The sequence below is a fragment of the Schaalia sp. Marseille-Q2122 genome, from assembly GCF_903645355.1.
GTDB lineage: Bacteria > Actinomycetota > Actinomycetes > Actinomycetales > Actinomycetaceae > Pauljensenia.
In genome coordinates this window covers 57663-80865 of sequence record NZ_CAHJXR010000007.1, presented here as the reverse complement: position 1 = coordinate 80865, position 23203 = coordinate 57663, and the positions used below count along the sequence as shown (strand labels likewise).

The following is a 23203-nucleotide window of genomic DNA, read 5'->3' as shown; positions in this document are numbered from 1 at the left end:
TTGTGGGGCCTCACGCATCATGCGAGAGGCCCCACAACTGTATTTAGAGAACTACTCCCGGTGCTTGTGCTGATCTGGGATGATCAGCACAAGCTGTTCACGCTCAGCGAGCCTGGAAGGTCAGGCAGCCAGCGGTGCCTGCGGTGCCAGCGCCAACACTGATGGCAGAGGCGGTGCATTCAAGGTGGTCGTTGTGAGCGCAGTCGGACTGCTGGCAGGCGCCAACGAAGGTGCTGTGTGCCTGCTCGAGGCCGCCCTTAACGGACAGAGGAATGAAGGTAACGCAGGACTGTGCTGCGCCCATGGTGATTGCTGCTGCGCCGCAGGTCTTGGACTTGTTGTAGGAGCAAGAGTCAACTGCGCAGTCCTGGATGAGGGGGAGATCGAGAGCCATTTGGGGCCTCCTAGTCGATAGAGAGCGGATATATCGATATGTGATGAGCCCTTACGTACGGCGTTTCCTTATTCGGAACTCACCTCCGCTTCGGGATGCGATGACTTCAGTCTTCCCTTTGCGTAAATCACTGTCCACACATGCCACATTTGCGCAGGTCAGAGGCATATCAACATGTCGCACGCAGACGAATTTAATAACATCCCACCCTTGCTAATATCGAAACATTTTGAGCGCTTTCTGTTTCCTAATTCCAGTAGGTCAGACTCACCTTCCCCACAGAAATGCCCACCAGCTCCACTCCCAGCTCATCCCCTCCCCTCCCTCTTCTTGCAGGTCTAGCTATACTTCAACACAGGATTCACCATCGAATCTGACACCAATGGAGGTGGTCAGTGACTCTCAAACCGCGCCGTGCTCCCCGCAGCACCATCATCGTCGGCCTTGCCCTGACCATAATCCTGGGCGTCTTAGTCGCTTTGCGCGCCTTCGGCCTTCTCCCGCCAGGATTTCCCTTCAGCGGGGACACCTCGCACACTCCTCCCTCCGATCCAGCAGCCACAGACATCACGCCCGACACCCCTTCCCTCACAACACCAGGAATCAGTCAGATCCCGCACTCGCCCAACCGCCCAGAAACCGCGCCCGCCACCGTCGCCGAACAACGCCGTGCAGAAGCGCGCGAGTTCACCAGTCCAGGGGGCGCTGAAGCCTTCCGGAAACTCGTTGAGTTGTACAAGCAGCCCCACAGCGGCACCGTCACTCTGCGCGCTCAATCCCACCAGGGAGCCGCCCTCGTCAAACTACGATCCCCCTCCCTACCACAAACCGAACCCGGAGACTACGGCACCAAGCAATTCGCCATCCCCGGCGGCTACACCTGGGAAGAAACCATCACCATCACCACAGCGGGCCAAAGCGTCTGGGACATCGAAGTCACCCCCTTAGACAACGGTCTCAATGACCGTTTCTCCTGCGCAACCCTGCTCGAAGGCCACCCTGAAAGCCCTTACACGAGTGCCGAGGGCCCCTACGCTCAATGCAGCGTGACGGGCAAAACCCCCGAAGAACTGGGGCCGAACCTCGAGGAGGGCCGATCATGACAACGCATTCCTCCCGCTTTCGCCCTCTCGGCGCGCTATCCCTGATGTGCGCCCTCTGCCTCGGCGTCGCTGCCTGTACGCCGATTGATCCAGCCCCCATGCCACCATCGGACAGCCAGCGCGCCCAGCAATCCGGCGCCCAGCAATCCGGCGGGCAGTCCGGCGGGCAGTCGTTCCTTCCGCCCTCCGACGAGGCTCCCGCTCCCATCCCACAACCGGACAGCGCCTTCGCATGGCAGGCCCCGCTGGAGATCAACCCTGACGAAGGCCTCTACGTCACCAAAAACTTCACGAACCCCGACAAGTGGTTCGATCTGCAGACGACCCTGCAAGAAAACCCCTACAGAGGAATCCCGCCTTTCAACGACGCTCAGCTGTATCTTGATGCCGAACTCACCCTGCCACTCCCCACCACGAACAGTATTCAGGGTGAACGCTACGAGGTCGTTCCCGGCACCAATTGGTCGAGTGTGAAAGCCTCGCGCATCTACACCCACCAGGGGGCGGACAAGCCTCTTGCCCAACAGGCTCTCTTCACCGACGGCAACTGGGGAGCTTTTGGCACCTACTACCTACTGCAACGCACTGACCGCGACGGGGTACTCCTTGAACGCCCTGAGGTGACACCCATTATCGTCAAGGGCCATGCACTGCTGCCTCCTCCCCGCCTGAGCTACGTGGATGGGCGAGTGCTGCTCTCAACGGGTGACCTGGGCGTTGGCGCTGATGACCTTCGCATCGTGAAAGCCACCCGCGAATGGGACGTGGACAGCCAGCAGTTCAAACTCGCATACTTTGGTCTTCCTCCTGACCAGCTGAAATCCACGGGCGCCTTTTACGACATCACAGGCAACATCGAAGGTAGCCTGCACTCAACGAATTTCGTGCTGTCGCGTGCGCGCAATAACTTCGACATGTACGACGTCATCGCGCCCAGCCACCAGCGTGAGTATTTCGCTCATTCCGGGGCGTCGATCTTCATCCTTGCCCACATCAATGGGCGTTGGCAGGCGTCGGCGCCGACTCCTTTGACTCCACTGGCGGCGCGTGTGCCCGTCCGCATTGTTGGCGACCCCGCTCTACAGGGTGCGGCAGCCACCCGACAGTGGGAAAACCTCACTCTTGATACCCTTCCGAACACGGTGGGGGCCGTCGCCGCCGACGGTCAGGTGCGGCGTTTTGCAACCTCCTACACCGTGTCCTCCGTGGAAGAGGCCGGTGACGGGTCTGCCACCGCGATTCTCAAGCTGAGCCTGCGCAATTCTTCCCTCTGGCGCGAGGTCACTTTGAGCTTCGACGGTAACCTTCCTGCCTTGGAGGCCCTGCTGAAGGAACGCAATGAGCGTCCCATTGCTACCGAGGGCACGCCCCTGCACTTCCGCCGTCCCTTCAACCCGTCTACATGGGTGGCTGAGGCGCCCGCTCCCGTTGAGGTGCCCACCTACGTGTTTGGGACCACGCCGATGGCGCGCTATATCGCGGCTCATCTTATTGCTGGCTATAACCGTATGTCCCTCACGTCCTTCCCGGAGGCCGTCAGCTACGGCAAGGTGGAGAATGCCCTCATTGAGGCTGTCAGTCAAAACCCTGAGGTGCTCAATGTCGGCGGAGGCTACCCGTCCTTCACCTACGACACGAGCGATGGCATCTTGACCGTGGATATGCGGATGGTTCGGGCCACGACGCGCGAGGAGTATCTTGACTTGCAGTCGTCTGTGGTGGCCCGCGCACGCGAGATTGTCAGCAGCATTATTACTCCAGGAATGAGTGATGAGGATAAAGCGCGGGCGATTAACCAGTGGCTGATCGACAATGTCGAGTACGACCACCAGTGGTTGAATCGACGCCGCGCCGAGACTTTAGAGAACTACGGTCATGACTCGTGGCTCAATGACGATCGCGGGGTGGATCTACCTCAGCAGGCGATGGGCGCGCTCATCCACGGTCGAGCGATTTGCACCGGCTACGGTCACGGCTTCCTTCTCCTGGCGCGCCATGCCGGTGTGGAGAGCATCGTCGTCGACGGCAATGTCGGCATTGAACTGCACCAGTGGAATAAGGCCAAGATTAATGGCACATGGTTGCACTTTGACTCGACGTGGAATGACAACCCGTGGTCGGAGAATCCCTACGTGAATCTGACCGATGGGCAGATTGAGGATAACGGCACCCGCTACATCGAATGGGGTCGGACACTTCAAGAAAGTAACGCGGGTCAGTTCAAGAACGGCGATGGTTTTGTTCCGCCGCCGGGTGGTGGGGATCACTCCGGCGCTCGGGGCTAAGCGACGCGCGATGGCTTAGTCAAGCAGTTCAGCGGCCTCCAGCCAGGCGAGTTCGGCCTCGTCAATCTCTTCGTGGAGGGCGCTAAGTTCGGTCGAACACTGCGCCAACTCCGTCACCTGAGAGGGGTCCTGCGCAACGGCCACACTGAGCTGCGCAAGACGGTCCTCCAACGCTTGGGCCTGGTCGCGCAGTTTAGTCAGACGCCGCTCAATCCGGTCGGCCTCCTTCTTTGCGGCGCGCCTGGTGGCGGCGTCGATGGTGGGTTTGGTGGCGTCGTCCTCTGCCTGTTTGACGAGGCCATCGCCGTCCTGCCCCGCCGTTGTCAACGTCGTTGCGCTGGTGGCGGGGTCGGTAGTGGCAGAGGAGGTAGCCGCGGCTCCTGCAGCCCGCAGCGCGAGGTATTGTTCCACGCCGCCGGGCAGGGCGCGCACCTGCCCATCCCCCAGGAGGGCAACCTGGTGGTCGGTGACGCGTTCAAGCAGATAGCGGTCGTGACTGACGACGATGAGTGTCCCTGGGAAGGAGTCGAGCAGGTCTTCCATGGCGGCTAGGGTGTCGGTGTCAAGGTCGTTGGTGGGCTCATCCAGGAGCAGCACATTGGGTTCTGCCATGAGTAGGCGCATGAGCTGGAGGCGTCGCCGTTCACCACCGGAGAGCTCCGCCACGCGGGTCCAGGCGCGCTCTCGGGTGAAGCCCATGCGTTCGGTCATCTGCGAGGCGGTCACTTCTTTTCCGCCCACGACGACCATTTGCGCGACCTCGGCTACGGCCTCAACGACGCGCATGTCCCCCAACGCATCAAGCTCGTGGGTTTCCTGCGACAGGGTTGCCACCTGCACGGTCTTGCCGCGCTTGACGCGCCCACTGGTGGGTTCAAGATCGCCACGCAGGAGGTTCAAAATGGTGGTTTTACCTGCGCCGTTGACGCCGACAATACCCACGCGTTCAGCCGGGGCCAGACGCCAGGTGACGTCGGTGAGCACCCGCAGGGTCGAACCGTCGGGGCGAGTGAATTCGACGCTGACGTTTTCCAGGTCCAGCACGTCCTTACCCAGGCGCGCGGTCGCCATCTTCACCAGCTCCACCTGGTCGCGTGGGGGCGGCACATCGGCGATAAGAGCCTCGGCTGTCGCAATGTGGAACTTTGGCTTCGAGGTGCGTGCGGGGGCTCCTCGACGCAGCCAGGCGAGCTCCTTCTTGAGCAGGTTGGCGCGCTTTTTCGCGGCCACATCCGCCTGGCGCATACGCTCGGCACGGGCCAGGGTGTACGCGGCGTAGGATCCGTCGTAGATTTCCACGCGCCCCGGTATTTGTGGGCGTGAGCCGCCCGGATCAATGCCGGGCACGACTTCCCAGATGTGCTCGCACACGGTGTCAAGGAACCAGCGGTCGTGGGTGACGACCAGTAGCGCGCCTTGAGCGCCGGGGCGAGCAAAACGCGCATTGAGGTGGGCGGCCAGCCATGCCACGCCCTCGACATCCAGGTGGTTGGTGGGCTCATCCAGACAGACAATGTCCGATTCAGCGGCAAGCACGCGGGCGAGGGCAACGCGGCGGCGCTGGCCGCCAGAAAGCGTTCCCACCTGCGCGCTCAAGGCAATACCGTCCAGGAGCCCAGCGTGAATATCCCGGATGCGCCCGTCAGAAGCCCACTCGTATTCTTCCTTGCCGGGGTGGACGGCCTCGACGACGCTAAGTTCAGGGTCAAGGGTGTCCGCCTGATCGAGGACGACGACGCGCACCCCGTCGCGCACAGTCAGGGCACCCTCATCGGGGGCTTGAGTGCCCGCCACGAGGCGCAGCAGCGTGGACTTCCCGGCACCGTTAGGGCCCAGGATGCCCACCCGCGAACCGTCGTCGAGGCCGACGGTGACATCGGCAAGGAGGCGACGTGAGCCAGCGAGGGCGCCGAGGGCTTGGGTGCCAAGCAGGTGAGCCATGAGGGTCCTTCACAGTGTGGTGCGGGCGGGTCCCGAAGGGTGGAGCCGGAGAGGGGCCAAGGGAGGTGGAGGGAGGGCGAGCAGTGGGCACTAATTCGCGCGCGCGGCATCGATCCGCGCTCCAGGGGCAGGCCCGGAGACTACGAGCACTTCTCCGATCGTCCCATCGGCGTTCAGCGGGTGGGAGGCAAGTGTTTCGGCGAGGGCGTGGGCGTGGGCCTCGTCGCGGGCGAGGGCGGCGCAGGTCGGCCCAGAACCCGACAGGAGCGCGCCGAGGGCACCGGCCTCGCGGGCAGCCTCAAGCACCGTGTCCAGCTCCGGACGCAGGGTCCGCGCTGCGCTGTAGAGGTCATTCCCCAACGCGGTGGCGAGCTCGTCGGCGCTGCCACTGTAGGGCGCACATTCAGCCTCGCTGGGTTCACGCAGCTCACGCCAGGCGTGAAGCCCACTGCCGGTTGCCTTCGCCTCGCCCTCGTCAAGTGGCCCGCCCAGGGCATCAAGAGTGCGGAAGACTTCCGGGGTAGACAGGCCCTCAGTAGAGGTGATCATCACCCAGTGGTGCGGCGCAGACGGTTCCGGCAAGGAACGCAGGTGGTCACCTCGCCCGGTCCCCAGGGTGACACCACCACGCAGGCAGGCAGGCACGTCCGCCCCCAAAGTGCGACCGATGGCCTCCAACTGGTCCGCGTTCAGGCCAATGCCCCACAGCTCATTGCAGGCCACGAGGGCGGCTGCGGCATCTGCCGACCCGCCAGCCATACCGCCGGCGACAGGAATGTGCTTCTCCACCGTCATAGTCAACCCTGCGCTTGTCGACGCCCAGGGGCCCATCGCGGCCAGGGGCTGAAGGGCTTTGGCTGCGCGAACTGCCAGGTGGGCCTCCCCTGGCAGGGCATCAAGCTGCGCGCCGAGGGCCTGGTCAATACTGCCATCGGGACGGTAGACGATGGTGGTCACGCGGATACCGGGCGAGCGAGAGGTGCGCACAGTCACGTACTCGCGCAGGTCCAGGCACTCAAAGACAGTGACCAGCGGATGGTAGCCGTCCTCGGTGGGCGCCCCGCAGCGCAGCAGAAGGTTGACCTTTCCGGGGGCTGAAGCAGTGACCTCACGCATTGCCCGGCCCCGTCTTATCCCCCAAAGGGAAAGTGCCAGCGGCACGCATCGCCACCAGCTCACGGCCCAAAGCCACGAACTCCTCAATACCCAAGGTTTCGCCGCGAGTGCCAGGATCCACCCCGGCGGCCTCAAGCAGAGCGGTCGCCGCCTCAGAAGAACCTGCCCAATTCTTCATGGCCGCGCGCAGGGTCTTGCGACGCTGGCCGAAGGCCACATCGGTCACCTCGAAGGTCGCTAGGCGCAGAGCCTCGTCCCCACGAGGTTCAGGCGTGCGACGCAGGCGCACCAGGGCGGAGTCAACGTTGGGGACCGGCCAGAAAACCGAGCGTCCAATCGTTCCCGCCCGCTCGGCGTGCCCATACCAGGCGGCCTTCACGGAGGGAACACCATAAATGCGGGTGCCAGGGCCTGCTGCCAGGCGGTCGGCGACCTCGGCCTGCACCATGACGAGGACATCGGTCAGCGAGGGGACGCGCTCCAGCATGGTGAGCAGCACCGGGACGGCCACGTTATAGGGCAGGTTCGCCACGAGCTTCGTCGGAGCTGGCCAGTCTGGGTGGCCGAAATCCTCCTCGGCGCTGATCGTCATCGCGTCGCAGTTAATGACGGCGAAACGCTCAGCGGCTTCAGGCATGCGGGCGCGAATGGTTTCAGGCAGTGCTCGCGCCAGGGGCGGGTCGATTTCCACGGCGCGCACGCGGGCGCCCGTCTCCAGCAGCGCCAAGGTCAGGGAGCCCAAACCTGGGCCGACTTCGATAACCTCGTCCCCTTCTTCGACGCCGCCCGCTTTGACGATGCGGCGCACAGTGCCCGCATCGTGAACAAAGTTCTGCCCCAAGGTCTTAGTGGGGCGGATTCCCAGCGCCTCAGAAATCTGACGCACCTCAATGGGTCCCAGCAGGCCTGACTCGGAGGCGGTCACGCCCTCGGGGAGGGTCGGGTCGGAGTAACGCTGCGTGCGGCGCTCAGCGCCGCGTTCAGATGCGGCGCGGCGAGGGGCACGGGAGGGGCGGGTAGACATCACAGGGAAAGTCTAATCGACTGCGCGCACACGGCTGCAGAGGGGACTAGTACCATCCGACCGACTGAGAATGACCCCAGGCGCCGCAGGGGTCACCGTATCGGCCTTCGATGTAGCCCAAGCCCCAGCGGATCTGCGTGGCCGGATTGGTCTGCCAGTCCTCACCCGCGGAAGACATCTTCGAGCCCGGTAGCGCCTGGGGAATACCGTAGGCGCCGGAGGAGGGGTTCGCCGCGTAAGGATTCCATCTGGATTCCTTTTGCCACAGGGCAACGAGGCAGCGGAACTGGTCATCATTCCAGCCGCGCTCGGTCAGCTGCTGCTTGGCGATATTACGCGGGTCCTCACCGGTGTAGACCAAGGGGATGCCTGAGAGTTCACTGGAGACCCGGAGGGCGGTGATCTCTTCGGGAGTGGAGATGGACCCCAGTGCTGCACGGTAGCGGACCGAGGTCGTCCCATCGGGTTCAACGCCCTCTTCCAACTTGGCCTTGGGGTCAATACCAGCAGCCAGTAGGGCCTCAGGAGTGGCTTCCTTTGTGCCCTGGGAACGCACCTGGTCTTTGGGGGCGTTCAGGGCCTCTTCACTGAGCACGGCCCTGTGAACAACCGAGCCGTCAATGGTTTCCTGCCAGGCGGTCTGCCTCTTCGTGCCGGGCACGCCCTTCGTCGTCACGACGGATTCGCCTGCGAACATCTGCGCGTTGTCCTCGGTGCGTTCGGTGAAGTCAACAGGGGTGTCGACGGTGACGACACCTCGGGTGACAGTGGACACCTTGACGTTGAGGGCACCTGCCTGAGTAAACACCATCACGCGGTCCAGAGGATTGAGGGTGATGCCCGCCGAGGATAAGAGTGAGCGAATGTCGTCGCCGGGGCGCATGAAGATCGAGCGCTGCTGCCCCCGGTAGGTGACGGTGACGTTTTGAGGGCGGGAGGTCAACGCGGGCAGGGTGCCGCGCAGCGCTAAACGGCTGGCTGCGATAGTGGCGCCCTCACCATGGGGGTCGGCAGCAGCGAGGATATCGTCGAGGGAGGTCGCTGTCGTCCACACGGTCCGCTGTTCGCCGTTGATATTGACCCCAACAGACCGTGCTTGACGCACGACAATGGTGGTGCCGTCTTTGATGCTCTCACCCCTCGCGGGAGAGACGAGGTCATGGGGAGAGAGGTTCACCCCCGCGTCGGCGAGGGCTTCGTCAATGGTCGTTGCCCACGCGGAGTGCGGTCGGGAGACGCCGTCAACTTCGACGATGTAGTCAACGTGGGAGGCTGCCACGGATGCAATGGCGGTTGAGCAGACGAGGGTGCTTGCCGTCAGCGCAGCTGTCAGGACGTGGCGGCGGCCGGGCGCGAAGGACAGGAGGGTGTCACGCACCTGGGTGAGTGTGCGTGTGACATCAGAAAGCAATGATGCGCCCTTCCTGTAGCCTCGTTCTTCCTCTATAGATGCTAACTGCCCGCAGGCGTGGAGGGAAGGCGTTGGGGGGTGAAAAAGCTCGGAGGTGGCCAACCCCATGCAGGGTGGTCACCTCCGAGCCTCAGTAGCTGTCGGTGGCGCTGTGCCGTCATCCGAAGGACGAGGCCCTCGCCCGCGTCAGTAATGCGAGGAGGAACGCGCCGCTGCTGGGTGGCTCAGTACAGGCCCAAGCGTGCCGAGCACGCGGGCCACTGGCCCCAGCCTGAACGAGCCTGAAGGATCTGGGCACGCATGGTCTGCTCCGCTGCCGAAGCGTCCGAGGGCAGGCCTGAGCCGCCGACAGACTGCCAGGTCGGCAAACTGAACTGGTACATGCCGAAGTAGCCGTTCCCCGTATTGGTTGACGGGTTACCACCCGACTCGCAGGCCGCGAGGGCTGCCCACACGTCTCCGCCCACGGAGGAGGCAACGGGCTGAACGTCAGCTGCAGCGCCGGAGGAGGAGGCGACGACGGGGCGCTTGGTCCCGACGGCGATCACACGGGTCGCGGGCTCTTGACGTTCGGTGCTCACCACGGTTTCAACAGTGGTGCGGCCACCGATGGTTTCCTTGTAGGTCTTTGTCACGACCTTACCTTCAGCGCCTTCTTCGATGACGCGGGTTTCGCCCTGCTCCAGGGTGTCATCGTCGCGTTCTTCGACGGGCATCTCGATGGTTTCCACTGTTTCGGTGGTGCCGCGGGTGACGCGCACGACGCGCAGGGTGACGCCCTCGCCGGTGGTCACGAAGGACACGCGATCAATGGGGGATGTGGTGACGCCCGCCTTTTGCAGGAGGGTGGCGGCGGTGTCGGTCACGGTGGCCGTGACAGGTTTCTTGGTGCCGTCGGCCTCGATAGTGACGGTGCCTCCCTCGGTGAGGATGGGCAGGGGCGTGCGGGAGTTGGAGCGGTCGGCAGCGTAGGTCACGCCGGTCGAGCCGAATTGGCTGAGCAGGTCGGCCACGGAGGAGGCGGTGGACCACGCGACCTTCGTGGTGCCGTCAATATTGACGGTGTAGGGCGAGGCCGTGCGCACGACGATGGTCGAGCCGTCCTCAACATTTTCGTGGGTTCCAGGAGCAACCAGGTCGTGTTCACCCGGCTGGAATCCCGCAGCTCCAAGCGCGCCTTCGACTGTGGAGAAGAAGCCACTCACGGGCTTGGCCACACCGTCGACCTCTACGGTGACATTGCGGTGGGCGTTGGCGATGCCGATTCCGGTGACGCCCATGACGGCGACGGTCAGCGCGGATGCGGCGGTGATAACGGTACGGCGCGTGGATTGCGTATTCTTCACAAGACTCCAGACTTCGGCGTTCTCTGCACCGAGTCGGCCTGGATTCGCGGCTTCCCCGAGGGGGGTGCGCGAGGCGGAGTCGGAACAGACTTACCGTGCCACCGTAGTGGCCTTTTCTGGCGATGTCCTGTGAAGGTGGGTCATCTCACGACCAAAAAATAGCAATATTCAGCCATTTTTGGGGTGTGTTCGGGGTCTGTCAGAGGCTATTCTTACTATGATTGAGCGCCCCAGAAGTCAGGCTCATAGGTCTGGGGGTGATCCTCAGGTCGTTCGGGAACGAACTGCATGGGCTTCGTCGTGGAGCCGTCACTGGGAAGGCACGAGGACTGGTAGTGGAATCTCATTGACCCGTCTGAAGCGCCGAGCCCGACGAAGCCGCCCGTGAGGGGGTTAAACCAGGAGAGGGCGACGAGGCCGTCCTCACTTGAGTCAGTGATATCTGTAAAGCCAAGGGGAACAAGGATCTGCTCACCCAGCTGCAGGAGCTCTTCCTCGTCAAGGCTTGCCGTCACATACATTTGGCTGTGAAGAACCCATGCCCCTTCCTCATTACAGGCGCTGAGGCTTGAGTACCCATCATGCTGGATCACCGAGGACGTCCGGGAAGCGACTTCGTCGACGTAACGCAGAATCTGAGGTTCGATCGTCCGCTGGAACTCCTCGGTGCTCACTCGCTGAGAAATTGGCTGAGAACCGTCTGGGGTAAACAAAGAGTTATCCTTCCATAAAGAGCAAGAAGACAGGAGGGCGCCGACAGTCACGACCACACTCAGGGCTCGTGTCTTGAGCATAAACCCTTGTCTCATCTCACTTCTTTCCCGCGCTCACAAGCGCGATGTCGTCCAATGCCGCAGTCTTTTCTTTCAGGTATGAGGTGTGCATTTCAATCGGGTCTATGATGAACCCGTGGTCAGCGTCTGAAATGTCAGCATTCAGGTGTTTAATTCCGGGCAAATCCCGCGGGTCGGTTTTGAAGTAATCGTCATTGCCGAGACCTAAGAAAGGGTCCCCAGGAGTTGCCGACACGTACACATTTCCTTTAGGAACAGAATACTGCTCAAGGGAGGTCACTCCACTCCCTGGAGATCCAGCGAGGACTAACTTGTCAATGACCCCATCGGGTGTCATAGTCGCAGCAAATCCCGAAGTCGTCGATCCGTATGAATGGCCGAAAACTGTCATATGCGGATCTCCTGCGGGAGATTGTTTGCGGATAGAATCAATGCCGGTAAGGAAAGGGGAAAGTCTTTCAGCTCCCAAGTGAGCATCGCCAGCGACTGATGCTTTGATAATATCCTGCGGCGCGTCATAACCGAGCCAGGCGACCGTGGCGATATCCTTGCGCCTCATTCCTCCCAGGGCCGCCGTTCGGTTCCTCAGTCTTTCAGCGGAGTCCACGTTACCCTGCAAACTATCGTGCACATTCGTTGTCATTCCGGGCACGATCACGCAGATGTGGCTTGCTTTGTCCACGTCGCCTACACTTACCGCTGCTTTCAGCCTCTCACCACTGAAATCGAGGGTCAATAGCTGTCGAGGATCGCCAGAGTGACCCGGATAGAGCGCATCCTCGATACGGCGCAACTCTTCAAGCTGACGACGTAATCTCACCAATTCAGCGTCCCCGACAAAGTGAGACCACAAAGACCGGTTCTTCTCATGCTCATGCAACCGTTCTCGTGCTCGTTTAACCGCTTCTGCCAGCACGATACGGTTGGCTTTATCTCGAGATGCAGCGTCAACCCCGTCGAGGTTACCGATCTTTTCGGGATTCTCTTCGATCTGTCGCTGTTTTTCCGCATCACTTAGACCAGCCCACCACTGCGCAGTTGCCTGAGGATACAGCCCTACCCCGCGAGGAATCGTAGTGCCCCTCAACGGAAGCGCTCCTCCTACAGCAACCCCACTACCACCAGTACCTCGCGATGCCTGCTCCTGCTCGTTAGCATTAGCGGTTAGACGCTCGTTCGCTGCACGCAACTGCTGAGCTGCACGCCGTATCATCGGCTCCAGCGATGCAGACCAATCTGAGCGGAAGCCTTCCGCATTCGGCCCTCTCCACACGCTGGATCCGAGAATCTGATGAGACAGCGGGCGCGCGACGTCTGCTTCGAGCTGTTCAGCTTTGGCAAGCAGCATGCGCCCGAGTTCCCTCATCTGGTCAATATCAGCACCGTAGAGAGGCATGAGAGTCCTTTTCCATCAGCAACGACTTTCTATTTTCAAAACTATAGGAACCCGCCCGTTTCGCCAATGGGGAGCACTCCCCATCCCAGTCCGCACTCCTCGTTCCATCCCCCCCTCCGGCGCCTGCCGCAACCGTTTTTCATCCTTCATTTTTCTCAAAAGGGTGTTTCCAGCGCGCGCAGGGCACCTAAACGCGAAACAATAAGGCGAGGCCTCGCCTGAAACCGGGTCTTGCCCCACCCCACCCCACCCCTACATCAGGAGCATCCGCGTGTTTCTAGCCCTACGCGAGATCCGGCACTCCCCCACCCGCTTCATCCTCATCACCGTGGTGATCTTCCTCGTCAGCTACCTCGTGTATTTCCTGACGGGCCTGGCCTACGGGCTGGCCTCGTCTTACACCAGCTATTGACGAGTGGGACACCTCCTACGTCGTCGTCTCTGAGGACGCCAACCGCAACCTCGTTGCCTCACGCATTACAGAGACGACCGCGAAGGAAGTTGGCGACGTTCTGCCTAACAGCACGGCCCTGCTGGCCCGCCCCGTCGTCTACGAGGTCCCCGCAGCCGCCCGCGAGGACGAGGCCGACACCGGCAAACGCAGCGCTTTCCTCTTCGGTATTGACGAGGGCGAACCCGCGTCGGTGCCGGTGGTGGAGGGGCGTTACCCTCGTGAAACGGACGAAATCCTTCTTGACGAGGCCCTACGCGCCGAAGGTTACGCCGTGGGTGACACCTTGGAACTCATTGACTCCGAGACGACGTGGACGGTCAGTGGCTTCACCGACTCGCGTCGTTTCCAGGTGGCCCCCACCTTCTACATCCCACGAGATCACTTCACAGAGGCTTTCGCCTTCGCCCTCGCCAGCCGTAATGACACGGTGGTCGCCCAAGCGCTCTTAATCGACTACCAGCCGCCCGCTGGGGACCTTGAGGCCCTCAGCGATCTGAAACTTGAAGCCCTGAGCATTGATGAGCTCATTGAGGAGCTGCCCGGCTACCGCGCTCAGACGCTGACCTTCACGCTCATGATCGGCTCACTCATTGCGATCTTGTCCTTCGTTTTGGGCATTTTCATCTACGTGCTGACCCTTCAAAAGCGCATGATCTTCGGCATTATGAAGGCCCAAGGTATTCCAACCTCCTACATTCTGTCGGCGGGCACCATCCAGACTGTCCTGCTCACCATTGTGGGCGTGGGTAGCGGCGTTGGCCTGGCTTGGCTGACGGGCTATTTCCTGCAAGGCAAGGTGCCCTTCCAGGTTGACCTCACGCTCTTTGGCATTGTGACGGGCGCGTTCTTCCTCTTTACCCTGATCGGTGCGCTCTCCCCGATTCGCACGATTTCACGTATTGACCCGTTGGAGGCGATCGGCTGATGATTACCCTCACAGGTGTTTCTAAGGATTTCATCCAGGGCGATGAGACCATTCATGCCCTGCGGATGACCGATTTCGAGGCCCACCCTGGGGAACTCGTGGCAATTATTGGCCCGTCCGGGTCGGGCAAGTCCACCTTCCTCACGATCCTGGGTGGCCTGCAGACCCCCTCAACGGGCGAGGTCACGCTGGCGGGCGCCGACATTGGGCAGGCTAGCGAACGTGAGCGTTCTCAGGTGCGTTTTGAGCACCTCGGGTTCATCTTGCAGGCCTCCTCCCTGGTGCCCTTCCTCAAGGTTGGCGAGCAGTTGCTGCTGCATGACCGGGTGGCCAGACGCTCCTCTGACCTGGCACGCCGCGATGAGCTGCTAGAGTCCCTGGGCATTACGAAGCTGGCGAATAAGTACCCGGCGGACCTGTCGGGGGGCGAGCGTCAGCGCGTGGCGATTGCGACTGCGTTGATGCACGATCCGGAGATTATCCTGGCTGATGAGCCCACTGCTGCCCTCGATTCAGAGCGTGCTTTTGAGACGGTCAAGCTCTTGCGCGAGGTCACGCATGCGACGAAGAAGACGACGATTATGGTCACCCACGATCAGCGTCTATTGGAGTATTGCGACCGCGTGTATCGGATTGTTGATGGCGTGCTCAGCGAGGAGACGCCCCCCGGCGAGGCTGCCGATGCAGCCACGGCCACCGATGCAGCCAAGCCCTCTGAGGAATGAGCGAGGCCGCCCTCACCAGCTGCCGTATACCCGCTGGGAGTTCTCCATGAGCTGCGCGCACGCCTGCTCCTCGCTGCATTCCCACAGGTCAGCGATGGCGCGCACCGTGTGGGCCATGACGTAGGAGGCGTTGGGGCTGCCCCGGTGAGGCGCGGGGGTGAGGTAGGGCGCATCCGTTTCGACAAGTACCAACTCGCGAGGCATCCGCCGCAGCCCCTCACGCAGATCCTCATTCGTGGGGTAGGTGATGGGCCCAGCGAAGGAGGCGTACCAGCCGTGCTCGGCGAGGATGTCAGCCATGGGGCCATCGCCTGAATAGCAGTGGAAGACGATCGGGTAGTCGCTGGTGGCCGAGTCTTTGAGGACCCTGATGGTGTCCGCGTGAGCGTCACGGTCGTGAATCTGGAGGGGCAGGCCGTGGGCGCGCGCCATCTCCAGGTGGGCGCGGAAGGATTCGGCCTGAGCGGCCCTGCCGGGTTCGGCGGTGCGGTAGTAGTCCAGGCCGGTCTCCCCCACGGCCACCACGCAAGGATCTGTTAAGCGGGAGTCAACGGCGGCGAGGGCCTCGTCAAGCGGAATATGGTAGTCGCGCTGTTGGGGGGTCAGCCCGTCCGGCGAGGCGTCCGCGTGCCCGGCGTGCAGGGCAGCGTCGTTGGGGTGGAGGGCCAGGGCGACGCGCACTTGGGGGTAGCGGCGGGTGAGTTCGAGGCTGGGGTCGAATTCGGGGAGCTCGCAGGCGCTGGTAATGAGGTGAGTGACCTTTGCGTCGATCGCGCGGGCGATCTGATCGTCGAGGGAGAGGCGAACGCCGTCAGCTTTGGGAATCTGCAGCTCGTGGACGGGCAGGTGAGTGTGGTTGTCCATGACTGGCCCGGCCAGTGGCGCGGGGGCCCCGGGCCATACCCTTGAGCGCTTCTTTCCCATGAGTGTCCTTCTTCCTTCATTCCTTCTCATGCGCTTGGCTGTGGCCCGTACTCATGCGCTTGGCTGCGGCCCCACCAGCCTACGGTGACATTGCGCCTCTTGGCAGCCTTCGCCAACACTGTGCCTCATAGAAGCCTTCATCGGCAACTTGCCTCCTCAACGCTTTAGCGGTCTTTCAGGGAGAATGGAGGTATGGAGACTGCAACTGAGATACACCGTTCTGCAACGATGCGCCGCATTGTCATCTACTGCCTCTTTGCCTTCGGTATGGCGTGGGCACTGTGGTTTGGGGCGCTCTACCCGATGGTGTTCTCCTCCCCGACTGGTCCGGGTCCTTTGGGTGGCCTCGTCCTGGCGGCGGGCATGTTCGCCCCGGCTCTGGCCGTGCTTGCCACGCGCCTGATCACTGGCGAGGGGTGGGTGGGGGTGTGGATTCGGCCTCGAGAGTTCAAGCGCACGTGGAAGTATTACCTGCTGGCCTGGTTTGCTCCGCTGGCGGCGATTGTGGTCGGAGCTTTCTTATACTTTGCACTCTTCCCGCAGGAGTTTGACCCTTCGTCAGGCTTCTTTGTCGAGACTCAACGCCAGGCCCTGCGGGGCAGCGTGCCGCAAAGCGCTCTATCGGATGAGCAGCTGCGCGCTGCCGTCTGGGTGCAGTTGCCTCTCGTATTGCTCGCTCCCCTGTTGAATTTCCTTCCGTGTTTCGGTGAGGAATGGGGGTGGCGCGGTTACCTGCTGCCCAAGCTGCGCGAGCTTTTCTCCATGCCCGTCACCCTGCTGATCTCGGGCCTGGTCTGGGGATTGTGGCATGCGCCCATCATTGCTATAGGCCACAACTACGGCACCGATTACGCCACCTACCCCATTGGGGGCATCCTGGCCATGTGCGTGTTCACGACGCTGGTGGGCGCGTTCATGTCCTATGTGACGCTGCGATCGGGTTCGGTGATTCCGGCGGTCCTCGCTCACGGGATGCTCAATGGCTCCGCTGCTTTCGGGCTGTTGTTTTCCGCCTCCGCAGGTAACCCTTTCACCGGGCCTCTGCCCACGGGTGCAATTGGCGGGGCGGGTTTAATCCTTCTTGGCGTGGCTTCGTTCGTACTGCTCAGCCGCCTTTCTCCTGCAGATCCGGGGTCCGTGAATTAGCCTGTCCTTGGTGCTGTGCAAGGGGCCATTTTCGATGAGACGGTGCCCATGCCCGTTAGCTCTGCGGGCTGGATGCAGAAGCTGTGTTCCGTGCTTTGCCGAGTCCATCAATACCGGGCCTGATACACGGGCTAAAGCCGAATGGAGCGAGGCTGAGGTGACTGGCAGCTAGTCGTGGTCCGTGTCAGCACACCTTTTCTACGTCGATTGCCGCTGCGAAGTGTGACGGTGAGGGATTTAAAGCAATGATTGTCCCTCAATGACCGCATAAATGCGCGTTCCTGCCATTAACCTGAGTGATGGATGCGCTCCACCAGTAAGGAGCCCGTTCTCGCTGCCAGGACAATGGATAACTCAAACGGAACAGACTGGAGTGTGGTGTGATGCGGAATCTGAGGCGACTATGCGGCGTGATCGCTCTGACCCTGGCTTTAAGTGTCGTCAACGCGACCGGTGCCGTAGCTGACGATGGCATTATTACCGACCAGCCGTTCGCCGATTTTTACGGCCTCAAGAACGCTCACGCTAAAGGCATGGATGGTGCTGGGGTCACTATTGCCATGCTTGATGGCTGGGTTGACACCAGCGTGCCTGAGCTGGCCGGTGCCAGCATCGAATCTGTCGAAAAATGTCCCATCCAAAAGGGCCTTGACGACACAAGCCACGCAACCGCTGTCGCTTCCATCCTCCTTTCCAAAGACTACGGTTGGGCGCCGAAAGCCACACTCCTTAGCTACCCCATCGCAGACACAGAGACCAAGTCAGACACCTGCAGGTGGGAGATCTGGGATGCCATCCACGATGCTCTATCCAAAGACGTTGACATCATCACCATCCAGATCAGCAGTGACGAGGGCGCAGGGTTTAGCGATCGACTAGCCGTCCTGCGCGCGGCTCGTATGAATGTACCTGTAGTCTGGAGTTCTGGTAATACCGGAACTGAGACTGAAACATCAGGCATGGAGACAAATGGTGCTATCGCTGTGGGCTCCCACACCCTCGACGGGACCCCATCAGAGTGGGCCACCTACGGTCGAGGTCTCACCCTCACCGCCCTTGGCGAAGAGATCACCTTACGCGTCCCGGATGACAGTGGAGCACTCACCCGTATTACCTCCCACCAACGAGGCACATCCGTCTCCGCCCCTATGGTGGCAGGTGCCCTAGCTTTAGGCATGCAAAAATGGCCCAAGGCTACCGGCAACCAACTCACCCGAGCCCTCCTCGAAACCACCATCCCCTGCGAAGCGAAGTACCACTGGTCTGATAAATGCGGCTACGGCGCCATGAATGTCGGCGTCTTCGCCCAACACCCAGACCCCACCACACTCGAAGACACCAACCCCTTGCTCGACAAGCAGCGCTTCAACGTTGATCACGACCGTAAAATCCTGCGGGATTACGATGATGGGGTGTGGCGCTACGAAGACCTCTTCTACGACACCTCCTACACCTACCGCGGCAGCGACATCCCCCAAAAAGGCGAGCGCGTCAAAAGAGTCGGCCAATTCGGCTCCTCCCCCCGCTACATGAAACGCGTCCACCAAGCCGAACAAGCAGACGGACTGATAAGCACCTAAATCCCCCTGCCAAGCATTAACCTGAGTGATGGATGCGCTCCACCAGTAAGGAGCCCGTCCTCGCTGCCAGGACAATGGATAACTCAAACGGAAAAGACTGGAGTGTGGTGTGATGCGGAATCTGAGGCGACTATGCGGCGTGATCGCTCTGACCCTGGCTTTAAGTGTCGTCAACGCGACCGGTGCCGTAGCTGACGATGGCATTATTACCGACCAGCCGTTCGCCGATTTTTACGGCCTCAAGAACGCTCACGCTAAAGGCATGGATGGTGCTGGGGTCACTATTGCCATGCTTGATGGCTGGGTTGACACCAGCGTGCCTGAGCTGGCCGGTGCCAGCATCGAATCTGTCGAAAAATGTCCCATCCAAAAGGGCCTTGACGACACAAGCCACGCAACCGCTGTTGCTTCTGTCCTCCTTTCCAAAGACTACGGTTGGGCGCCGAAAGCCACACTCCTTAGCTATCCCATCGCCTATGCAGAAACAAAATCAGACACCTGCAGGTGGGAGATCTGGGATGCCATCCACGATGCTCTATCCAAAGACGTTGACATCATCACCATCCAAGTCACCGGCAGCGATCTTACTGACTCCAGCAACCGCCTGGCGGTTTTGCGCGCGGCTCGTTTGAATGTACCCGTGGTCTGGGGAGCGGGTAACAACGGCAACGCCCTCGAGACAACTGGTATGGAGACAAATGGTGCTATCGCTGTGGGTTCCCACACCCTTGACGGGACCCCCTCGGAGTGGGCAACCTACGGTCGAGGTCTCACCCTCACCGCCCTTGGCGAAGAGATCACCTTACGCGACCCTGATGACAGCGGAGCACTCACCCGCATCACACCACGCCAACGAGGCACGTCCTTTTCTGCCCCTATGGTGGCAGGTGCTTTAGCTTTAGGCATGCAAAAGTGGCCCAAGGCTACCGGCAACCAACTCACCCGAGCCCTCCTCGAAACCACCATCCCCTGCGAAGCGAAGTACCACTGGTCTGATAAATGCGGCTACGGCGCCATGAATGTTGGCGTCTTCGCCCAACACCCAGACCCCACCACACTCGAAGACACCAACCCCTTGCTCGACAAGCAGCGCTTCAACGTTGATCACGACCGTAAAATCCTGCGGGATTACGATGATGGGGTGTGGCGCTACGAAGACCTCTTCTACGACACCTCCTACACCTACCGCGGCAGCGACATCCCCCAAAAAGGCGAGCGCGTCAAAAGAGTCGGCCAATTCGGCTCCTCCCCCCGCTACATGAAACGCGTCCACCAAGCCGAACAAGCAGACGGACTGATAAGCACCTAAATCCCCCTGCCAAGCATTAACCTGAGTGATGGATGCGCTCCACCAGTAAGGAGCCCGTCCTCGCTGCCAGGACAATGGATAACTCAAACGGAAAAGACTGGAGTGTGGTGTGATGCGGAATCTGAGGCGACTATGCGGCGTGATCGCTCTGACCCTGGCTTTAAGTGTCGTCAACGCGACCGGTGCCATAGCTGACGATGGCATTATTACCGACCAGCCTTACGTTGAGGTCTACGGGTTCAAAAACGCTCACGCCAAGGGACTCAACGGCTCCGGGATCACTATTGCCATGCTTGATGGCTGGGTTGACACCAGCGTGCCTGAACTGGCCGGTGCCAGCATCGAATCTGTCGAAAAATGTCCCATCCAAAAAGGCCTTGACGACACAAGCCACGCAACCGCCGTTGCTTCTGTCCTCCTTTCCAAAGACTACGGTTGGGCGCCGAAAGCCACACTCCTTAGCTACCCCATCGCCTATGCAGAAACAAAATCAGACACCTGCAGGTGGGAGATCTGGGATGCCATCCACGACGCCCTATCCAAAGACGTTGACATCATCACCATCCAAGTCACCAGTGACGAGGGCGCAGGGTTTAGCGATCGACTAGCCGTCCTGCGCGCGGCTCGTTTGAATGTACCCGTGGTCTGGGGAGCGGGTAACAACGGCAACGCGCTCGAAACAACTGGTATGGAGACAAATGGTGCTATCGCTGTGGGCTCCCACACCCTCGACGGGACCCCATCAGAGTGGGCAACCCACGGCATAGGTCTCACCCTCACCGCCCTTGGCGAAGAGATCACCTTACGCGACCCTGATGACAGCGGAGCACTCACCCGCATCACACCCCACCAGCAAGGCACATCCTTTTCTGCCCCTATGGTGGCAGGTGCTTTAGCTTTAGGCATGCAAAAGTGGCCCAAGGCTACCGGTAACCAACTCACTCGAGCCCTCCTCGAAACCGCCCTGCCCTGCGAAGCGAAGTACCACTGGTCTGATAAATGCGGCTACGGCGCCATGAATGTTGGCGTCTTCGCTCAACACCCAGACCCCACCACACTCGAAGACACCAACCCCTTGCTCGACAAGCAGCGCTTCAACGTTGATCGCGACCGTAAATTCCTGCGGGATTACGATGATGGGGTGTGGCGCTACGAAGACCTCTTCTACGACACCTCCTACACCTACCGCGGCAGCGACATCCCCCAAAAAGGCGAGCGCGTCAAAAGAGTCGGTCAATTCGGCTCCTCCCCCCGCTACATGAAACGCATCCACGACGCAGAAGAAGCTGCGGGCTTCCTTTCAAATACTCACTGAAAATGGCCCGCCGATGACGCAGAGTCGATACTCTTAAAGACAGTGAGTATAGGCCGTTTTGGAAGGATGCTTCGTGACCGAACAGATCAGTTATCACTCCGATGAGGTGCGCCATATTGCCGCTGAGGTAGATGCTGCGATTGATGCTCATGCGAGTACGGCTAGAGACCGCGTGAAGGATGCCGCCCAAAGTCAAGGAGAAAGAAAATGGGGCACTGCCCTCCTAGGCGCACCAGCAAACTTCGGCGAGGTCTATTCCAGCAGGCTGCTGTTTGTGGAGGATTCACTACGACAGCTCTCTAAACGAGTGGAAGAGTTTTCCCTCAAGGTGCACGAAGCTGCAGCCCGCGCAGATACCACCGATGATGAGCTTGCTGAGCTCCTCCGAATCCAGGAACGTGACCTCACTCATTCTCCGGAACCTCGCACCATTAACCACGCGCAGAGCGCCCCTGGCGGTTTAGTCCAGTGGAGTTGAGAGAATAGCGCAGTCAGATGTTGGATACGACTAATTACGACAAACTCGGTTCCCTCAAGGATCTCAGCTACTCTGACCACGATGTCCTTGTCCTAAAGTCCGGGAAAGACTCTGTAGCTGCCCTACGCCAGAAACTGGAGGACGCCTCTGCCCAGATGGCCCATGCCATGGAGGGTGAGGCACTCATAGCCGCTCAACAAAGTCTCTCTACGCTCAATGAGGAACTCGCCCAACAAGAGCGTTTGATTGATGCCTTTATCGGACATCATGAACGCGCACGTGAGAGCATGCGCCGCGCTATTGCAGCATATGATGAGCTCCCCCGTCGCCTGGTGGACCGTACAACAGAACAGACCCTTTACGCGGAAGACAGAGTCTTCCTTGACGGGCAGTACGTGACACCGGAAGCCTATCTGGCGGCGCTGCGGGAACAAGCGAATCGTGAACGTGAGGCGGCCGCTGCCGCTGCCTTGAGCGCCATGGATGGCGAGATTTCCGACTACACGCAGGCTCTCAGGGACGAGACTGGAAATGTCCGAACGCACCCTAGCTCTAACACTCCTCCTGACGCCAGTTCCCTCGCCCCCGCCTCTGCACTAGGTGCAGCAGGCGCCGCAGGTCTAGCCGCATCACGTCGCGGTATCTTTGGCCCCATCATCCCCGAGCGGCGAAGTGGCACAGAACCACGTATCGGCACCCCTATCAATCCCAATGGCGTGTACCGCCGCCCACCGGCAACAGGACCTGGCAGCCGCAACGAACCGGTCAATGATCCTCAAGCCCTGCGCCACCTGGATCTATACCGGACCCCCATCAACCCTCGTATGAGTTCTGATGGCCCGATCGGCGGCTACCTGCCCGCCCATGTCACTGACGGCGCCGATCCTCGTTGGAGTTCTCAACACTCTCAGCCCCCTGCAGGTTCCTCCCGTGCTTCCATTAGTGCTGGAATGCTCCTTGGTGGCGGAGGAGCCGCAGCCTTGGGCCGTTCCACGCTGCTCGGCACTCAAGGGACAGCGCCCACACCCGGTTCTGGCGCCTCAGCCTATGGCACTGCTGGCTTTGGACCAGGCAGCTCCTCTGCAAGCGGCGTATCCACAGCTTCAGCCCTATCAGGCTTGCGAGCCCCCGGTACTTCCGCAGCGGGGGTTTCCCCTGCCTCTGGCGTTGCGGGGATGGCTCGCTCCGGCATTACGCCCGGTTTGACACCTGGGGTTGCCCCCGGCCTCGCAGGAACGAATGTTGGCGCGGCGGGTCCAGGTATGGGATCAGCTGCGGGGATGAACGCTCCCGGTGTTTCGAGTACTGCGGGAGCACCTGGAGCTCCCGGTGTGCCGGGTGCCTACGCGCCCGGTGCTGCGACGTCTTCCTCTTCTGATCGTCAGAGTGGAAAGAGCCGCGTGGGCTACCAGGTGGTCCGTGTACGTGATGATGAGCGCCGCCCTATCCGGCTTTCTGAAGGAGCGGGCGCTGGTGACTCGGCCTCCATGAAGCCCATGACCTTCAACGAACCTGACGACAGGTGGGAATGAGGACT

20 protein-coding genes are annotated in these 23203 nt (G+C 61.0%); 11 read left to right on the top strand and 9 right to left on the bottom strand.

Features of this window, described 5'->3' with window-relative positions:
- Positions 1 to 103 precede the first annotated feature (103 nt).
- Entirely contained in the window at positions 104 to 394 is a 291-nt protein-coding gene (locus HWX48_RS09035) for a DUF1540 domain-containing protein (protein ID WP_175956793.1), read from the bottom strand.
- Positions 395 to 789: 395 nt separating this feature from the next.
- Here HWX48_RS09035 and HWX48_RS09030 point away from each other — a divergent pair, with 395 nt between their 5' ends.
- Together HWX48_RS09030 and HWX48_RS09025 are read left to right on the top strand one after the other, a co-directional pair.
- Positions 790 to 1497 (top strand): hypothetical protein, encoded by a 708-nt coding sequence (locus HWX48_RS09030; protein WP_175956791.1) that lies wholly within the window; start codon positions 790 to 792, stop codon positions 1495 to 1497.
- Positions 1494 to 3782 carry a transglutaminase domain-containing protein gene (locus HWX48_RS09025; RefSeq protein ID WP_175956789.1) on the top strand — a complete coding sequence of 763 codons (2289 nt, stop codon included), beginning with the start codon at positions 1494 to 1496 and terminating at the stop codon, positions 3780 to 3782. The genes HWX48_RS09030 and HWX48_RS09025 overlap by 4 nt, the downstream gene beginning before the upstream one ends.
- 15 nt (positions 3783 to 3797) lie before the next feature.
- Here the strand turns inward: HWX48_RS09025 and HWX48_RS09020 are convergent, their stop codons facing one another.
- From HWX48_RS09020 to HWX48_RS08990, 7 genes are all read right to left on the bottom strand, one after another.
- Entirely contained in the window at positions 3798 to 5723 is a 1926-nt protein-coding gene (locus HWX48_RS09020; protein WP_175956787.1) for an ABC-F family ATP-binding cassette domain-containing protein, read from the bottom strand.
- Positions 5724 to 5813: 90 nt separating this feature from the next.
- Positions 5814 to 6839, bottom strand: coding sequence for a 4-(cytidine 5'-diphospho)-2-C-methyl-D-erythritol kinase (locus HWX48_RS09015; RefSeq protein ID WP_175956785.1), 1026 nt, complete (start codon positions 6837 to 6839; stop codon positions 5814 to 5816).
- On the bottom strand, positions 6832 to 7863 hold the full coding sequence (rsmA, locus tag HWX48_RS09010) for a 16S rRNA (adenine(1518)-N(6)/adenine(1519)-N(6))-dimethyltransferase RsmA (RefSeq protein WP_175956783.1): 1032 nt from the start codon (positions 7861 to 7863) through the stop codon (positions 6832 to 6834). The genes HWX48_RS09015 and rsmA overlap by 8 nt, the downstream gene beginning before the upstream one ends.
- A 46-nt stretch (positions 7864 to 7909) precedes the next feature.
- Complete coding sequence (locus HWX48_RS09005) at positions 7910 to 9274, bottom strand: ubiquitin-like domain-containing protein (protein ID WP_175956781.1); 1365 nt, start codon at positions 9272 to 9274, stop codon at positions 7910 to 7912.
- Between the two features lie 224 nt (positions 9275 to 9498).
- Positions 9499 to 10620 (bottom strand): resuscitation-promoting factor, encoded by a 1122-nt coding sequence (locus HWX48_RS09000; RefSeq protein ID WP_254873050.1) that lies wholly within the window; start codon positions 10618 to 10620, stop codon positions 9499 to 9501.
- A 215-nt stretch (positions 10621 to 10835) separates the two neighbouring features.
- Positions 10836 to 11333, bottom strand: a complete 498-nt coding sequence (locus tag HWX48_RS08995) for a DUF4853 domain-containing protein (protein ID WP_175956772.1) — start codon at positions 11331 to 11333, stop codon at positions 10836 to 10838.
- A 97-nt stretch (positions 11334 to 11430) separates the two neighbouring features.
- A complete protein-coding gene (locus HWX48_RS08990) occupies positions 11431 to 12810 on the bottom strand; it encodes an alpha/beta hydrolase (protein WP_175956770.1) in 1380 nt (459 codons plus the stop codon).
- 271 nt (positions 12811 to 13081) lie between these two features.
- Here HWX48_RS08990 and HWX48_RS08985 point away from each other — a divergent pair, with 271 nt between their 5' ends.
- The 3 genes from HWX48_RS08985 to HWX48_RS08975 all read left to right on the top strand — a co-directional run bounded on the left by HWX48_RS08985 (position 13082) and on the right by HWX48_RS08975 (position 14914).
- Positions 13082 to 13222, top strand: a complete 141-nt coding sequence (locus HWX48_RS08985; protein WP_175956768.1) for a hypothetical protein — start codon at positions 13082 to 13084, stop codon at positions 13220 to 13222.
- Positions 13223 to 13463: 241 nt separating this feature from the next.
- Entirely contained in the window at positions 13464 to 14189 is a 726-nt protein-coding gene (locus HWX48_RS08980) for an ABC transporter permease (protein ID WP_175956766.1), read from the top strand.
- Entirely contained in the window at positions 14189 to 14914 is a 726-nt protein-coding gene (locus HWX48_RS08975) for an ABC transporter ATP-binding protein (protein WP_175956764.1), read from the top strand. The genes HWX48_RS08980 and HWX48_RS08975 overlap by 1 nt, the downstream gene beginning before the upstream one ends.
- 12 nt (positions 14915 to 14926) lie before the next feature.
- On the opposite strand, the gene HWX48_RS08970 is transcribed toward HWX48_RS08975, so the two are convergent.
- Positions 14927 to 15838, bottom strand: a complete 912-nt coding sequence (locus tag HWX48_RS08970; RefSeq protein WP_175956762.1) for a TatD family hydrolase — start codon at positions 15836 to 15838, stop codon at positions 14927 to 14929.
- A 192-nt stretch (positions 15839 to 16030) separates the two neighbouring features.
- Here HWX48_RS08970 and HWX48_RS08965 point away from each other — a divergent pair, with 192 nt between their 5' ends.
- The 6 genes from HWX48_RS08965 (at position 16031) to HWX48_RS08940 (ending at position 23198) form a co-directional block, all read left to right on the top strand.
- Complete coding sequence (locus HWX48_RS08965; RefSeq protein ID WP_175956760.1) at positions 16031 to 16984, top strand: CPBP family intramembrane glutamic endopeptidase; 954 nt, start codon at positions 16031 to 16033, stop codon at positions 16982 to 16984.
- Positions 16985 to 17394: 410 nt separating this feature from the next.
- The gene (locus tag HWX48_RS08960) at positions 17395 to 18564 is read left to right on the top strand and encodes a S8 family serine peptidase (RefSeq protein ID WP_175956758.1); all 1170 of its coding nucleotides are present in this window, start codon (positions 17395 to 17397) and stop codon (positions 18562 to 18564) included.
- Between the two features lie 139 nt (positions 18565 to 18703).
- Complete coding sequence (locus tag HWX48_RS08955) at positions 18704 to 19873, top strand: S8 family serine peptidase (protein WP_175956756.1); 1170 nt, start codon at positions 18704 to 18706, stop codon at positions 19871 to 19873.
- 139 nt (positions 19874 to 20012) lie between these two features.
- Positions 20013 to 21188, top strand: a complete 1176-nt coding sequence (locus HWX48_RS08950) for a S8 family serine peptidase (protein WP_175956754.1) — start codon at positions 20013 to 20015, stop codon at positions 21186 to 21188.
- Positions 21189 to 21261: 73 nt separating this feature from the next.
- Positions 21262 to 21666, top strand: coding sequence for a hypothetical protein (locus tag HWX48_RS08945; protein ID WP_175956752.1), 405 nt, complete (start codon positions 21262 to 21264; stop codon positions 21664 to 21666).
- Between the two features lie 17 nt (positions 21667 to 21683).
- Positions 21684 to 23198, top strand: a complete 1515-nt coding sequence (locus tag HWX48_RS08940; RefSeq protein ID WP_175956750.1) for a hypothetical protein — start codon at positions 21684 to 21686, stop codon at positions 23196 to 23198.
- The last annotated feature ends 5 nt before the right edge of the window (positions 23199 to 23203 follow it).